The organism is Pusillimonas sp. SM2304 (assembly GCF_031628915.1).
Classification (GTDB): domain Bacteria; phylum Pseudomonadota; class Gammaproteobacteria; order Burkholderiales; family Burkholderiaceae_B; genus Pusillimonas_C.
The window spans coordinates 159,305-174,454 of sequence record NZ_JAVLUJ010000003.1; the positions used below are offsets into that span (position 1 = coordinate 159,305).

The window sequence follows — 15,150 nt, forward strand, 5'->3', positions numbered from 1 at the left end:
TCAGGCTCCACCTAAAGCATCTATCTTCAATTGAACGATTTGCGCCACGGGATCACTGCCGAATGCCTTCAGCGCGGCTTCCCAGGCGGTTTTTGCCTCGGCCGTCTTGCCTTGCGCCAGCAGGATATCGCCGCGGCGGTCGGCATACAGGCCCGCAAAAGCAGGCGGCGCATCGGCGATCTGGGCCAGCGCCTGGTCGTACTGCTTCTGCTCGAGCAGAAGCCCCGCCAGCCTCAGGCGGGCGACGGGGACCAGCGCGGGATCGGCACTGTTGTTGACCAGCCATTCGAGCTGCTCGCGCGCGCCGTCCAGGTCGTTGCGGGCCTGCAGGGCCTGCGCCGCGACCAGGACGCCGCGAGGGGTATAGCCCGACTTGGTGAAATCGCTGCGCAGGGTATTGCTGGCCGCCTTGATGCGCGCCACGGCGTCGTCGCCCTGTTGCCCCGCCGCGCCTTCCAGCGCCTCGAAGTAACCCATGGCCTGGCTGGCCGTATGGCCTTGGTACCACTGCCAGCCGCGCCAGCCGACAATGCCGGCCACAATCACAAATACCAGCACGGCGCACAAGGTGCCATAGCGATCCCACCATGCACGCAGCGCGTCCAGTTTTTCCTGTTCTTCTAAATCGTATGCCATGCCTTAAACCTTTAATGTCAACTCTGTAACCAAACGATCAAGAGGGATCGTTTCCTGCTGGGACTGGCCTTCGGCAACCTGTTCCCTTAACCATTTGACGCTGGCGGTACCGGAAGCGATTTCATCGTCGCCCAGAATAACCGCCAATGTAGCGCCACTGGCATCGGCGCGCTTGAACTGCGACTTGAACCCCGCGGACCCGGCATGGACAATCGCCCGCAAACCGGCATCGCGCATCTTTTCAGCCAATTGGGCGGCCAGGCGCTGCGCCTCGGCGCCCTGGTGAATCAGATAAACCTGGCACTCCGGCAAGGCGGCTTGATCGGCCGACTGCGCGCATAAATCCAGCAAGCGCTCTACGCCGATGGCGAACCCCACCGCGGGCGCAGGCTTGCCGCCCAGCAGCTCGATCAGGCCGTCGTAGCGGCCGCCGCCGCAGACCGTGCCCTGCGCGCCCAGGCGATCGGTCACCCACTCGAAAACCGTCAGATTGTAGTAGTCGAGCCCGCGCACCAGACGCGGGTTCAGACGATACGCAATGCCGGCATCCTGCAAGCGATCGCAGACGCCCTGGAAGTGGGCCAGCGAATCGGCCCCCAGGAAATCAAACAAGCGCGGCGCATTGTCAGCCATGTCCTGCATGGCCGGATTCTTGGTGTCGAGCACCCGCAAGGGGTTGGTATGCATGCGCCGCCGCGCCTCTTCATCGAGCACGTCTTTGTGTTGTTCCAGGTATTCGATCAGTGCGGCGCGGTGCGCCGCGCGCTCGCCGGCCTGGCCCAATGAATTCAGCTCGAGCCGTATGTCGGTCAGCCCCAGGAGCTTCCATAGCCTGGCCAGCATAACGATCAGTTCCGCATCGATGTCGGGGCCGGCAAAACCCAGCGCCTCGACGTCGATCTGGTGAAACTGGCGGTAGCGCCCCCGCTGCGGTTTTTCGTGGCGAAACACCGGGCCCATGGCATAGACGCGATGCGGGCGATCGTACAGCATATTGTGTTCGATGCTTGCCCGCACCATGCCGGCGGTGAACTCCGGGCGCATGGTCAGGCGCTCGTCATTCAAGGCATCGGTGAACGAATACATTTCTTTTTCGACAATGTCGGTGACCTCGCCGATGCCCCGCGTAAACAAGCGGGTATGCTCGAGCACGGGCGTACGCATATTGCGGTAGCCATAGGCCGCCAGCCACTCGCGCACGGTGGCCTCCAGCGCTTCCCATTGCGCGCTGGTATCGGGGAGTACATCTTTCATGCCCGTCAGGGCACGGACCTTCTGAAACGACTGCGTCATAAATAGATTTACTGTGCGCGCGCGATCTGGCCGCGTGCATTGTTATGTTTTACGAACCGCCCCCGCCATAGCGCCGTTCAACGTATTGCTCGACAATGGCCTGGAACTCCTGTGCGATGGTATCGCCCTTCAAGGTCACGGTCCGTTCGCCATCGACATAGACAGGCGCCGAGGGGATTTCACCGGTTCCGGGCAGGCTGATGCCGATATCGGCGTGCCGGCTTTCGCCGGGGCCGTTGACCACACAGCCCATGACCGCCACATTCATGGTTTCGACACCAGGGTAGCGGGTTTTCCAGAGCGGCATTTGCGCCCGCAGATAAGCCTGTATGCTGTCGGCCAGCTCTTGAAATACGGTGCTGCTGGTGCGCCCGCAGCCTGGGCATGCTACCACCATTGGCGTGAAGGCACGCAGCCCCATGCTTTGCAGGATCTCCTGGGCCACGATGACTTCGCGGCGGCGATCGCCGCCCGGCTCGGGCGTGAGCGAGATGCGGATGGTATCGCCAATGCCTTGCTGCAGCAGCACCGACAAGGCCGCCGTCGAGGCCACGATGCCTTTGCTGCCCATGCCGGCCTCGGTGAGCCCCAGGTGCAGGGGATAATCGCAGCGCGATGAAAGATCCTGGTAGACCGTGATGAGGTCTTGGACATGGCTGACTTTGCACGACAGCACGATGGCGTTGGGAGACAGGCCCAGTTCTTCGGCGCGCCGGGCGTTGCTGATGGCGGAGACCACCAGCGCGTCGCGCATCACGGCCTGGGCGTCCCAGGGCTGGGCGCGCCGGCTGTTGTCGTCCATCATGCGGGCCATGAGCTCGTGATCGAGACTGCCCCAGTTGACGCCGATGCGCACCGGCTTTTCGTAGCGGCAGGCCACTTCGATCATTTGCGCGAAATTATCGCCGCGCTTCTTGCCGCCGCCCATATTGCCGGGGTTGATCCGGTACTTGGACAGGGCCTGGGCGCATTCGGGGAACTCGGCCAGCAGCTTATGGCCGTTATAGTGGAAGTCGCCCACCAGCGGCACCGGCACATTCATGCGATCGAGCTGTTCGCGGATGGCGGGGACTTCGCGCGCGGCTTCAGGCGTATTGACCGTAATCCTGACAAGCTCCGACCCCGCCTGGGCCAGCGCTTTGACTTGAATGGCCGTGGCGATGGCGTCGGCGGTATCTGTGTTCGTCATGGACTGCACGACAACCGGGGCATTCCCCCCCACCTGCACCGACTGGCTGCCCCAGCGGACGATGGCGGGACGCGTCGGCCTTCTTGCCGCCGCGCCGACCGCCAGGGGACCGCCAACTGTGGCCAAGTCTGGATTTTCGCTCATTTTTTCAGTGATTTGAGCCAGTCGAACACCAGCCACGAGTCAGGCACCCAGCCGCGCTCGATGGCGTAGAAACCGGCGACGAACAATAAGATCAGGATAACGATGAGCCAGCCCCAAGACCGGCTGGCCGGTTCCCCGTGTATGGGCAGATCGGTGGGGCCGAGCGATTGGGCGCCGCTGAGCGACGCCTGCCGGGCCACCGGCGCAGTGCCAACCTGGTTGTCGAGCATGACCAGCAGCGCATCGACATCGGCCTCGAGGAAGCGGCCATAGTTCTTGACGAAACCCCGCAGCGACATGCCTCCGGGAAGGCGGTCCCACTGCTCGGTTTCAAGCGCCTCGAGCTGGCGGCTGGAGAACTTCAGGCGCGCGGACACCTCGCCGGGTGAAAGCCGCTTGGCTTCGCGCAGGCCGCGCAATGTTGCGCCCACGCCCGTGGGGGCAGGCTGTGCGTCGACCTCGGGCCGTGCTTCTCTGAGTAAGGGTTGATTCATCCACGCTCCTGTTTTATTTCGATAATCGCGCGATCGGGTAAACGTTCGCTGATGCGCGTACGGTCTTTGACGTCGCCTGCCAACTGCCCACAGGCCGCGGCAATGTCATCGCCGCGTGTTTTACGCACGGTGGTCACCACACCAGCGTCCATCAGGCGCTGTGCAAACAAGCGGACTCGCGACGCCGGCGAACGCTTCAGACCCGACTGCGGAAACGGATTGAACGGAATCAAATTGAATTTGCAACGCACCTGCTGTGCAATAGTAATCAATTCGCGCGCATGCTGATCGGTATCGTTGACGCCGTCCAGCATAATGTACTCAAACGTGATGAAGTCCCGGGGCGCATGCTCGAGATAGCGATTACAAGCCGCCAGCAGTTCGGCAAGCGGATGCTTGCGGTTGAGCGGCACAAGCTTGTCGCGCAAGGCATCGTTGGGCGCGTGCAGGGACACGGCCAGCGCCACCGGGCAATCGCGGCCGAGCCTGTCCATCATGGGCACGACGCCCGACGTGGACACGGTGACGCGGCGGCGCGACAACCCATAGGCATTGTCGTCCAGCATCAGGCGCAGCGCGCCCAGCACCTGGTCGTAGTTGAGCAGGGGCTCGCCCATGCCCATCATGACCACGTTGCTGATGACCCGCGTGGGCTCGGGCGCGGCTTGCGCGGCGCCATCGCCAATGCGGGCGCTTTGCATGTCGGCCTGCAATACACGCCGGGCATGCCACAATTGGCCAATGATTTCAGCGGTCGTCAGATTGCGATTGAAGCCCTGATAGCCGGTCGAGCAAAACGGGCAGGCCACGGTGCAGCCCGCCTGGCTGGAAATGCACAAAGTGCCGCGGTCGTCTTCCGGTATGAAAACCGTCTCGACCGCATTGTTCTTGCCCACATCGAACAGCCACTTGCGTGTGCCGTCGGCAGAACGCTGCTCGGTCGACACGGCGGGCGCGTGAATCGAGCAATGCGTTGCAAGCTGCAGGCGGAACTCACGCGCCAGGTCGGTCATGTCATCGAAGGAATCCGCGCCACGCTGGTGCACCCAGCGCTGCAGTTGCTTGGCGCGGAACGGCTTGCCGCCCCACTGGCCGACCAGGTCGGTCAGCGCGGCGGTATCCAGGCCAAGCAGATTGATGGATTCGGCGGACGGCATGACGTTGCTGCGGCGAAGATCGCGTATGGCGGAAATCAACGGCTGTGGATGTTGCTTTCGGGGAAGAAGAAAGCGATTTCCACAGCGGCGGTTTCAGCGGCATCGGAGCCGTGCACGGCATTAGCGTCGATGCTGTCGGCGAAGTCGGCGCGGATGGTGCCGGCGTCGGCTTTCTTGGGGTCGGTGGCGCCCATCAGGTCGCGGTTCTTCTGGATGGCGTCTTCACCTTCAAGCACTTGCACGAACACCGGGCCCGAAACCATGAAGTCGACCAGATCCTTGTAGAAGGAGCGCTCTTTGTGGACGGCGTAGAAACGCTCGGCATCGTCGCGCGAGAGCTGTTGCAGGCGGGCGGCAACGACCTTGAGGTTGGCTTGCTCGAAGCGAGCAACAATCTGGCCAATCACGTTTTTGGCAACAGCGTCGGGTTTGATAATGGAAAGAGTGCGTTCAATAGCCATATGAGGTCCAAAGAATTAAAGTGGTTTGAAAACCGGATCGCCCATTCAAGGGATGTCCGCAAAAGCCAAACGTCGGCAAGCAGCCAAAAATATCGATCCAGTCAAGAATCTTCAATAAAAACAATAACTTTGCTAAAGTTTATGTTAACCGGGCATTTTAACATGCCGAGGGCCGTCCCGCATACAATGCACGTTTCAGATATAGTCAGACTTTCGCCGCTTTGCGGCTGCCTGCATTAACCGATTTACATCATGACTACACATTCCAGCCAGAACGATCCCGACCAACTTGCCAAAAGCTTTGAACCACAAGAGATTGAATCGCGCTGGTATGCAGAATGGGAACGTAAAGGCTATTTTACCGGCGGCCAGCATGTAGCCCCCGCCGACCCTGCTGAAAGCAAGCCTTTTGTGGTTCAGTTTCCGCCGCCCAACGTGACCGGCACGCTGCATATGGGCCATGCCTTCAACCAGACCGTGATGGACGGGCTGGTCCGCTACCACCGGATGCGGGGCGACGATACCGTCTTCATTCCCGGCACCGATCATGCCGGTATTGCCACGCAGATCGTGGTGGAACGCCAGTTGGATGCCCAGAACATATCGCGCCATGATCTAGGGCGCGAGAAATTCGTCGAAAAAGTCTGGGAATGGAAGCAAAAGTCCGGCAACGCAATCACCGAGCAGTTTCGCCGCCTGGGCTCGTCGTGCGACTGGGACCGCGAATACTTCACCATGGACGACAATCTGTCGCGCGGCGTGGTCGAAACCTTTGTGCGCCTGCATGAGCAAGGGCTGATCTATCGCGGCAAGCGCCTGGTGAACTGGGACCCGGTCCTGGGCACCGCCGTCTCCGACCTGGAAGTCGTCAGCGAGGAAGAAGACGGTTTCATGTGGGAAATCCGCTACCCGCTGGCTCAGCCCTCGGGCGGCATCGAACACTTGGTGGTCGCCACCACCCGCCCTGAAACCATGCTGGGCGACGTGGCCCTGATGGTGCACCCCGAAGACGAACGCTATGCCCACCTGATCGGCGCCAGCGTGATCCTGCCGCTGGTCGGCAGGCAGATTCCGGTCATTGCCGACGACTATGTCGATCGGGAGTTCGGCACCGGCGTGGTAAAGGTCACCCCCGCGCACGACTTCAACGATTACGCGGTGGGCCAGCGTCATGGCCTGGACATGATCAGCATCCTGACCCTGGATGCCAAAATATCCGACGACGCCCCCGAGGCCTACCGCGGCCTGGACCGCTACGACGCACGCAAGAAGATCGTCGATGACCTGACTGCGCTCGATGCGCTGCAAAGCGTCAAGCCGCACAAACTGATGGTTCCGCGCGGCGATCGCACCAACACTGTGATCGAGCCCATGCTCACCAATCAATGGTTCGTGGCCATGAGCAAGCCCGCCCCCGCCGACACCCTGCACCCCGGCCGCAGCATCACCGATGTGGCGCTGGAAGTCGTGGCCGACGGCCGGATCAAGTTCTACCCTGAAAACTGGACCACCACCTACAACCAGTGGCTGGAAAAGATCCAGGACTGGTGCATTTCGCGCCAGCTCTGGTGGGGCCATCAGATTCCCGCCTGGTATGCCGACGACGGGCGGATTTTCGTGGCCCGCAACGAGGCCGATGCACGCCGCCAGGCAGACGCGGCAGGCGTCAGCGGCCCGCTGACGCGCGACCCCGACGTACTCGACACCTGGTTTTCATCGGCTCTGGTCCCGTTCACCGACCTGGGCTGGCCCGAGCAAACCCCTGACATCGAACGCTACCTGCCCTCCAGCGTGCTGGTCACGGGCTTTGACATCATTTTCTTCTGGGTCGCCCGCATGGTCATGATGAGCATGCACATGACCGGCAAAGTGCCGTTTGAAACCGTCTATGTACACGGCCTGGTCTGCGACATGGACGGCAAGAAAATGAGCAAGTCCAAGGGCAACACCATCGACCCGGTCGACCTGATCGACGGCATCGGGCTCGATGCGCTGCTGGAAAAACGCAGCAGCGGCCTGATGAACCCCAAGCAAGCGGCCAGCATCCGCAAGAAAACCAGCAAAGACTACCCCAACGGCTTTCCCGCCTACGGCACCGACGCGCTGCGCTTCACGATGGCCGCCTATGCCACGCTGGGGCGCAATATCAATTTCGACCTGAAGCGCTGCGAAGGCTACCGCAATTTCTGCAACAAACTGTGGAATGCGTCGCGGTTTGTCTTGATGAACACCGAAGGCCATGCCCTGAACGGCGCGGGCACGCCGCCCGAACTGTCTTTTGCCGACCAGTGGATCGTCAGCCAATTGCAGCGGCTCGAGGGCGATGTCGAGCGCGGCTTCGCCGACTATCGTTTCGACAATATTGCCAATGCGATCTACCGCTTTGTGTGGGACGAGTACTGCGACTGGTATGTGGAGCTGGCCAAAGTCCAGATCCAGCACGGCACGCCGGCCCAGCAACTGGGCACGCGGCGCACGCTTATACGGGTGCTGGAAACCGTACTGCGCCTGGCGCATCCCATCATCCCCTTCATTACCGAAGAGCTCTGGCAAAAGGTGGCGCTGGTGGCCGGCAAGCGCCAGGCGGGCGACGACAGCAGCCTGAGCATACAGCCCTACCCCCGTCCCGACAACAGCTTGCTGAACGAACAGGCCGAGGCTCAGATCGCCGAACTGAAGGCGCAAGTCGAAGCGGTGCGCGCGCTGCGCGGCGAAATGGGCCTGTCGCCCGCGCAACGGGTACCGCTCATCGCTCAAGGCCAACGCGACGTCCTGGCCCAGAACAGCCCTTACCTGACCGCGCTGGCCAAGCTCGACAGCGTGGATATCGTGGACCAGTTGCCCGATGTGGGCGCGCCCGTACAGATCGTGGGAAGCACGCAACTGATGCTGCACGTAGAGATCGATGCCGAGGCGGAACGGCTGCGCCTGGGCAAGGAAGTGGAGCGGCTGCAGAATGAGATTGCCAAGGCGAACAGCAAGCTGTCGAACGCCAGCTTCGTCGAGCGCGCGCCCGCCGCCGTCGTCGAGCAGGAAAAGAATCGCATTGCGCAGTTTGGCGAAACGCTGTCGAAGGTTCAGGAGCAATTGGCCAAGCTGGGTGGCGCATAGGCTTACGCCCTGCTTTTAAAGCGGGGGGGCCTGCTTGTTGGGTGTCCTGCTTGTCATTGACGGCAGTCCGTATCGGCGCGTAAAAAAGGACAGGCAGGCCGCGCCAGAACAGGCGAGCCGCGCCCGACGGACAGCTTATATGCCCTAGCGGCCGGTTATTCCAGTTCGCTCAGGAATTTCTCGTCCGCCTTCGACAGCAAGCCATCGCGCCGCGCAGCGTCGATAAGGTCGGGCCGGCGGGCAGCGGTCAGCCTGAGAGACTGGCGGCGGCGCCAGACTGAAATATTGGCATGATGGCCGGACAAGAGTTCGGCGGGCACCGCCATGTCCTGATACTGTTCGGGCCGGGTGTAATGCGGGCTGTCCAGCAAACCGGTCAGGGCTTCATGGAAGGAATCCTGCCTGGCCGACTCGGCATCGTTCAACACGCCGGGCAATAAACGCAGCACACTGTCCATGATGGCCAAGGCGGCGATCTCGCCGCCCGACATCACAAAGTCGCCAAGGGAAACCTCGTGCGTGACGCAACGGTCGATAAAACGCTGGTCCACCCCTTCGTAACGTCCGCAAACCAGGATGGCGCCCTGGCCGGCAGCCAGTTCCTGCGCCATCGCCTGATCGAACCGCTTGCCGGTCGGGCTCATCAAGATCACCGGGGTAGCGGCGGCTTCCGCCCGGCAGGCCTGGGCGGCATGCACCGCCTGCTCCAGCGGCTCGACCATCATCACCATGCCGGGGCCGCCGCCATAAGGCCGGTCGTCGACGGTGCGATGCACATCATGCGTGTAGTCGCGCGGATTCCACAGGCCCAACGACCATCGCTCCTGCTTATGGGCGCGCCCTGTCACCCCCAGGTCGCGGACCAGGGAAAACATGTCGGGAAACAGCGAAATCACATCAAAACGCATGGTTGCGTCCCCCAATTTTTCCGCAAAATAGCATGTGAAACGGGACGGGCCAGGTAAGGCGGCTGCGCGAACCAGTCAGCCTAGAATTCAGCCGGCCAGTTGCTTTCAAGTCTTTGGGCGGCGATATCGACCGTGTGCACGTGCGCACTGACAAAGGGCACAAGCACCTCGAGCGTTTTGCCTTTTTCATTTTGCATGAAAGTCAGTTCGCCGCCGGCATCGGCCGTCGCCCGCCCTACGCGTAGTACCGCATGCGCCCCGTTATCGATGACGTCGAGCACCTGACCTATCAGGACCGAACGGCCCTCGTGCTCGCCAAACAGCTTGCAGCCGATCAGATCCACCCAATAGTATTCATCGTCGTCCGCCGCCGGGAAATCGGCGCGGGGCACCCATACCGTATGGGCTTTCAGGGCTTCAGCGCGATCGCGATCAGGCGCAGCGTCGAGCTGGGCCACCACGGTCGCGCCCTGGGGCCGGCTGGCAAGGACCTGTACGGCGAACGCCAACGGCGAAGCGCCCGGGCTTGCTTTCAAGGCGGGCGCTTTCAACCACCAGGTTTTTGCCGCAAGCAATACCTGGCCGTTTGAGGAGTGAGGCTGAATTTTGACCCAGCCGCGCACGCCGTAGGCGGACACGATGCGCCCAAGCTCCACCAGATCAGCAGGCGGGTCGGCGGACAACGTCGCGGGCGTACTCACTGTAGTCTTTTGCAATCATCGGCTGTTACAACGGCAGACTGCCGCACCGGGCAGGCCTGCAATGGCAACAGGCGATCAGGCAGCAGCTTTAGCCGAGTATTCTTTAACCAGGCGGCTGACGGCAGGCGACAGTTGCGCGCCATTGTCGGTCCAGTACTGAACGCGATCCAGGGCAAGACGCAGGTTTTCCTGGCCTTCGTTGGCAACAGGGTTGTAAAAGCCTACGCGCTCAATAAAACGGCCATCGCGGCGATTACGCGAGTCGGCTGCTACAACGTTGTAAAACGGACGCTTCTTCGAGCCGCCACGGGCTAGACGAATCACAACCATGGTAATCCTTTGAAAATGTTGTGAAAAACAAAAGATTCTAGCACTTTTCGGCTTGTCTTCGCAAACCAAATTGCCTTGAACCGTTTAAATAACCAGTTAAAAAGCAACAGGCTGGCATCGTGCGCCGGCGCGCCTTGACGCAGCATGGCGGCAGCAGGCCGGCGCCGGCCTCAAGCGGGCCGCCGCCGCAGGAAATGGACGGCGCTGCTTCCGGTTTCGACCTGCGCCTCGAGCACGTTGCCGGTTTGCTTGGCAAAAGCCTGGAAATCCTTGACCGCGTGCGTATCGGTGGTAATGACTTTGAGGACCTGCCCGCCGTCCAGCTGCGCCAGCGCTTTCTTGGCACGCAGGATAGGCAACGGGCATTTCAGGCCCGATGCATCGACTTCGAGGTCGGCCTCGGGCAACGGGGCATGGGTGTTGTCGGCCATGATCGGTTCGCGCAACAGGCCGTCAGGCCAGGCGCTCGCGCACCCACGATTCCACACTGGCGGTCGCCCCGGCCAGCGCAGCCACATCGGTGCCGCCGCCCATGGCCATGTCGGGCCGCCCGCCCCCCTTGCCGCCCACCTGCGCCGCCACCATGCCGACCAGATCGCCCGCCTTGACACGGCCGGCCAGATCGCCGGTCACGCCGGCTGCCAGGCTGATCTTGTCGTCAGCGACCGCCGCCAGCAGCACCACCGCCGACTTCAGCTTGTCTTTAAGCTGATCGACCATGCCGCGCAGGGCCTTGGGGTCCGCGCCGGAAAGGCTGGCCACCAACAGCTTGGCATCGCCCTGGAGCACAATGGCCTGGCTGGCCAGATCGTTGCCGGCCGACGCCGCCAATTTACTTTGAAGCCGGTCAAGTTCGCGCTCCAGGCTTTTAGCCTGGCTTTGCATCAGCGCAATGCGGTCAACCAATTCGGCCGGCTGGGTCTTGAGCAATCCCGCCGCGCGTACGAGCGTATCGTTGGTTTGCTGCACCCAGGCCAGGGCATTGTCGCCGGTAATGGCTTCGACCCGGCGCACACCCGCCGCCACGCCGCCTTCCGAAACGATTTTGAATAGACCGATATCGCCTGTGCGCGCCACGTGCGTACCGCCGCACAACTCGCGTGAAAAACCGATATCGAGCACGCGGACCGTGTCGCCGTATTTTTCACCGAACAGCGCCATGGCGCCGCCCTGCACCGCATCATCGTAGGCCATCAATTGCGCCTTCGTGGCGTGGTTGGCCAGCACTTCGTCATTGACGATGCGCTCGACCTGCGCAATCTGCTCGGCCGTCATGGGCGCATCGTGCGCAAAGTCGAAACGGGTTTTGTCCGGGTCGACCAGGGAACCGCGCTGCTGCACATGGCTGCCCAGCACCTGGCGCAGCGCCTTGTGCATCAGGTGGGTGGCCGAATGGTTGCGTATCGTGCGCGCCCGGCGCAGCGTATCGACCAGGGCCTCCACGGTATCGCCAACGGCCAGCACGCCTTCAAGCACCTGGCCATGATGGCCAAAGACACCGTTCTGGATCTTCTGGGTATCGGCCACCGCAAAGCGCGTGCCACCCGCCTGCAGCACGCCGGCATCCCCCACCTGGCCGCCGGATTCAGCATAGAACGGCGTGGCATCCAGCACGACAATGGCCTGTTGGCCCGCCGCAATGGAATCGACGGGCGTGCCGTCGACATACAAGGCGGTGATGGCGCCCTGGCCCTGCAAATGCTCGTAGCCATCGAAGCGGGTTTCGACGCCGCTGTAGCTCAAGCCCTCGACCGCCTTGAATTTGCCCGCCGCACGGGCCTGCTCGCGCTGATGGTTCATGGCTACTTCGAAACCATCGAGGTCGACCTGAACTTCGCGCTCGCGGCAGATATCGGCCGTCAAATCGACGGGGAATCCATAGGTGTCGTACAGCGTGAATAAAGTCTGGCCGTCGAGCACACCCTTTTCAGGAATGGCCGCCAGTGCGGCATCCAGGATCTTCATGCCGTTTTCCAGCGTTTCGCTGAAGCGCTCTTCCTCTTGCTTGAGCACTTGCTCGACGCGGGCCTGCTGGGCGGCCAGTTCAGGATACGCATGGCCCATTTCGGCCACCAGGTCTGCGACCAGGCGATGAAAGAATGCGCCGGACTGGCCCAGCTTATGGCCGTGGCGCAACGCGCGGCGCACGATCCGGCGCAAGACATAGCCCCGGCCTTCGTTGCTGGGAATCACGCCATCGACGATCAGGAAGCTGCATGCCCGGATGTGGTCGGCAATCACCTTGAGCGAATTGTTGCTCAGGTCGCTGACGCCGGTTTCACGCGCGGCGGCCTTGATCAAGGACTGGAACAGATCGATTTCGTAATTGGAATGCACATCCTGCAAAACGGCCGCAATGCGCTCCAGGCCCATGCCGGTATCCACGCAGGGCTTGGGCAGCAAGGGCATGTTTCCAGCGGCATCGCGCTCGAACTGCATGAACACCAGGTTCCAGATCTCGATGTAGCGATCGCCGTCTTCTTCGGGCGACCCCGGCGGCCCGCCCCAGATTTCCGGGCCATGGTCGTAGAAGATTTCGGAACAGGGGCCGCAAGGGCCGGTATCCGCCATTTGCCAGAAGTTGTCCGAGGCATAGCGGGCGCCTTTGTTGTCGCCGATGCGGATGATGCGCTCGGCCGGCACGCCGATTTCCTGGGCCCAGATGTCGTAGGCTTCGTCGTCCTCGTGGTAGACCGTGACCCAGAGTTTTTCCTTGGGCAGCTTATAGACCGTGGTCAGCAGTTCCCATGCGTATTGAATGGCGTCGCGCTTGAAATAATCGCCGAAGCTGAAGTTGCCCAGCATCTCGAAGAAAGTATGGTGCCTGGCGGTATAGCCCACGTTCTCGAGGTCGTTATGCTTGCCGCCCGCACGCACGCAGCGCTGCGACGACGTCGCCCGTGTGTAAGGGCGGGTGTCTTTCCCCGTAAACACGTCTTTGAACTGGACCATGCCCGAATTGGTAAACAGCAGGGTCGGATCGTTGCCGGGCACCAAAGAGGACGACGGCACGATCTGGTGTCCTTTCGACTCGAAGAAGGACAAAAACTTCTGACGTATTTCGGAGGTTTTCATTGCAGAAAAACACGGGTTGATAGGTAACCGGACATTATAAACACTAATCCACGCACAAATATCCCACCGTGCGGCCATCCGGAAACGCCTGCGGGCCGCTGTCGGAAATCACCACCGGGGCCGAGTATGGCGGGCAACTGCAGCCACCGGTGACGGGATTGGCGGTCGACGTCCCCAAGTTGCTTTGGCATCCCCACCATTCATTGGTTGAAAATCCCCCGCTGCCGCTGCGGCTGGCCGGAAGCCAAAGGCTGTCGCGGCAGATCAGCAGCCCCCCGCCCGCCTCCCGGCTGACCGCGCCATCGCCGCCGCAAGGCATGAACCGCTCTTCGGAGGTTCCCAGGTAGACGTAGCGCCGCACGTGCAGGTCGGCGCCGGTCGAAATATTCCCTTGGACCGTGGCGGTCCCTTGAAACTCCGGGTCTCGTGTGTCGCCCACCCTAAGGAAATCGGCGTCGCGCAGTTGCCCATGCGTAACAGCCAATGCCACGGTACCGGCCGGCAAGGGCTCGCCTGGCCAAGGCGGATTGGGGTACTGAAATGCCGCCCCGCCCACGACATGCGGCCGGCCGCCGGCCACCCACCCTCCCCAGCCCCGGCTGGCCATCAGCCACTGAGCCACCATCTGCTCGCTGACATGCCCTGAACGCTTGGTCAGAAAAGGTGTGTTGCTATGGATCAATGCATCGATACGGCAATCGCGGCCTGGGCAATCCCCTTGGCGGATCACGCGCACCGACGCGCCGCCGCCCAGCATCGTCCGCGCCGGAAACCCTTGCGGCAGCAGGGCATCCGCCTTCAGCTCGGCCAGGGTGGGCCGGGACCAGTCGGCGTATCCCGCAGGGCCAGACACGGCGCCATGCCCGGCCAGCGCCAGCGTGCTTGCGTAGCGCTCCAGATAGCGCTGCACGGACTCACGCAGCGACAGCATCCATGCGGCGTTGGCCTGGGCGCTGGCATCGTCGAGCCGGTTCGCCAGCGTCTGCGCCCCCCATACGGCAAGCAGGGTGACCAGCAAGGCGGCCACGATCAGTTCAAGCAGGGCGAAGCCCTGCTGGGACCTTCTACCCATGACCGAAGCCTTAGCTGGCCGTGAAAACAAAGGTATTGACGTCGCCCTTGGCGCAGCGCGACTCAGCGGCCAGCGCGCTGTAATGCGTGCTGCCGTCCTTGATCGTGACCGCCGCCTGCCCCTGGGCGGCCACCGTCATGGTGTCCGACACCCGCTGCATCACCGACGCGATGGACGGGCAGGCGGCATTGTGTACCCGGGACAGCGTAATGGAGAACGCGGCCCCCGATTGCGCTTCGGCCACGTTGACCTCGCCATCCGACCCCAGGCCATGCAGCACCTTGACCGCCGCGTCGGCCCCCGACACCGTGAAAATGCTGGAATCGCGCACCAGATTCGCAAAGTTGGATGTGGCTATCCCCGCATAGGGTGTGGTGGACCCATTCGGCGCGTTGACCTTGGTCTGCAGAATAAAGCGCGCCAGCTCTTCGCCCACTTTGGGGACTTTGTTCTCGACGACATAGCCGCCAATGGCCGGGACGCCGATGATGGCCAGCAAAAGCACGATGGCCGTGACGATGGACACTTCGATCAGTGAAAAGCCCTGCTGGGCAAGCCGGATTGCAGGCATGATAGCTC

At 62.1% G+C, this 15,150-nt stretch carries 14 protein-coding genes; 1 reads left to right on the top strand and 13 read right to left on the bottom strand.

From position 1 onward, the window contains the following. The 6 genes from RE432_RS15645 to ndk are packed head-to-tail and all read right to left on the bottom strand — an operon-like array spanning position 1 to position 5,374. A complete protein-coding gene (locus RE432_RS15645) occupies positions 1-636 on the bottom strand; it encodes a tetratricopeptide repeat protein (protein WP_310934435.1) in 636 nt (211 codons plus the stop codon). 3 nt (positions 637-639) lie between these two features. Then, entirely contained in the window at positions 640-1,929 is a 1,290-nt protein-coding gene (gene hisS / locus RE432_RS15650) for a histidine--tRNA ligase (protein WP_310934436.1), read from the bottom strand. Positions 1,930-1,978: 49 nt separating this feature from the next. After that, complete coding sequence (gene ispG, locus RE432_RS15655; protein ID WP_310934437.1) at positions 1,979-3,262, bottom strand: flavodoxin-dependent (E)-4-hydroxy-3-methylbut-2-enyl-diphosphate synthase; 1,284 nt, start codon at positions 3,260-3,262, stop codon at positions 1,979-1,981. Next, positions 3,259-3,756 (bottom strand): helix-turn-helix transcriptional regulator, encoded by a 498-nt coding sequence (locus RE432_RS15660; protein ID WP_310934438.1) that lies wholly within the window; start codon positions 3,754-3,756, stop codon positions 3,259-3,261. Before RE432_RS15660 ends, ispG begins: the two co-directional genes overlap by 4 nt. Continuing rightward, positions 3,753-4,913, bottom strand: coding sequence for a 23S rRNA (adenine(2503)-C(2))-methyltransferase RlmN (gene rlmN, locus RE432_RS15665; protein ID WP_310934439.1), 1,161 nt, complete (start codon positions 4,911-4,913; stop codon positions 3,753-3,755). The genes RE432_RS15660 and rlmN overlap by 4 nt, the downstream gene beginning before the upstream one ends. A 35-nt stretch (positions 4,914-4,948) precedes the next feature. Beyond that, a complete protein-coding gene (gene ndk / locus RE432_RS15670) occupies positions 4,949-5,374 on the bottom strand; it encodes a nucleoside-diphosphate kinase (RefSeq protein WP_310934440.1) in 426 nt (141 codons plus the stop codon). A gap of 252 nt (positions 5,375-5,626) precedes the next feature. Between ndk and RE432_RS15675 the strand changes: the two genes are divergently transcribed. Further along, complete coding sequence (locus RE432_RS15675) at positions 5,627-8,485, top strand: valine--tRNA ligase (RefSeq protein ID WP_310934441.1); 2,859 nt, start codon at positions 5,627-5,629, stop codon at positions 8,483-8,485. Positions 8,486-8,640: 155 nt separating this feature from the next. Here RE432_RS15675 and trmD read toward each other — a convergent pair whose 3' ends face one another. The 7 genes from trmD to RE432_RS15710 all read right to left on the bottom strand — a co-directional run bounded on the left by trmD (position 8,641) and on the right by RE432_RS15710 (position 15,142). Next, positions 8,641-9,393, bottom strand: a complete 753-nt coding sequence (trmD, locus tag RE432_RS15680) for a tRNA (guanosine(37)-N1)-methyltransferase TrmD (RefSeq protein WP_310934442.1) — start codon at positions 9,391-9,393, stop codon at positions 8,641-8,643. Between the two features lie 80 nt (positions 9,394-9,473). Continuing rightward, on the bottom strand, positions 9,474-10,094 hold the full coding sequence (rimM, locus tag RE432_RS15685; RefSeq protein ID WP_310934443.1) for a ribosome maturation factor RimM: 621 nt from the start codon (positions 10,092-10,094) through the stop codon (positions 9,474-9,476). Positions 10,095-10,169: 75 nt separating this feature from the next. After that, the gene (gene rpsP, locus RE432_RS15690) at positions 10,170-10,424 is read right to left on the bottom strand and encodes a 30S ribosomal protein S16 (RefSeq protein ID WP_310934444.1); all 255 of its coding nucleotides are present in this window, start codon (positions 10,422-10,424) and stop codon (positions 10,170-10,172) included. A 170-nt stretch (positions 10,425-10,594) separates the two neighbouring features. Next, positions 10,595-10,855 carry a sulfurtransferase TusA family protein gene (locus tag RE432_RS15695; protein WP_310934445.1) on the bottom strand — a complete coding sequence of 87 codons (261 nt, stop codon included), beginning with the start codon at positions 10,853-10,855 and terminating at the stop codon, positions 10,595-10,597. A gap of 22 nt (positions 10,856-10,877) precedes the next feature. Next, complete coding sequence (gene alaS / locus RE432_RS15700; protein WP_310934446.1) at positions 10,878-13,499, bottom strand: alanine--tRNA ligase; 2,622 nt, start codon at positions 13,497-13,499, stop codon at positions 10,878-10,880. Between the two features lie 43 nt (positions 13,500-13,542). Next, positions 13,543-14,571 carry a hypothetical protein gene (locus RE432_RS15705; RefSeq protein ID WP_310934447.1) on the bottom strand — a complete coding sequence of 343 codons (1,029 nt, stop codon included), beginning with the start codon at positions 14,569-14,571 and terminating at the stop codon, positions 13,543-13,545. A gap of 10 nt (positions 14,572-14,581) precedes the next feature. Beyond that, entirely contained in the window at positions 14,582-15,142 is a 561-nt protein-coding gene (locus tag RE432_RS15710; protein ID WP_310934448.1) for a type 4 pilus major pilin, read from the bottom strand. Between the last annotated feature and the right edge of the window lie 8 nt (positions 15,143-15,150).